Here is a 276-nt window from a genome sequence, read left to right on the forward strand (position 1 = left end):
CAACAACTCCTTCACTGGAATATCAAAAACATCTGGTTCGAAATCATAGACTTGAAAGTCTGCCAAGGTCGATACCGTCTCCCCCTGATAATCTGCTAGGTAGCGATCATAAAAACCACCACCATAGCCCACTCGAAAACCCGCTTGATTCCAAGCTAAACCAGGCACATGGAGCAACTTAACCAAAGACTTATCCACAGGTTGTGAATAAATACCAGGTTCCCAAACTCCAAACCTAGATTTCACCAAATCATCAGGATTATATTCTACAAAATC

At 42.0% G+C, this 276-nt stretch carries 1 protein-coding gene; it reads right to left on the minus strand.

The window, feature by feature from the left end; all coding sequences use genetic code 11:
- Positions 1–276 (minus strand): 5-formyltetrahydrofolate cyclo-ligase (locus tag C1G53_RS12780; RefSeq protein WP_330847490.1); only part of this gene is annotated, 276 nt, incomplete at both ends.

This window comes from Streptococcus suis (assembly GCF_002960445.1).
Classification (GTDB): Bacteria; Bacillota; Bacilli; order Lactobacillales; family Streptococcaceae; genus Streptococcus; species Streptococcus hyiners.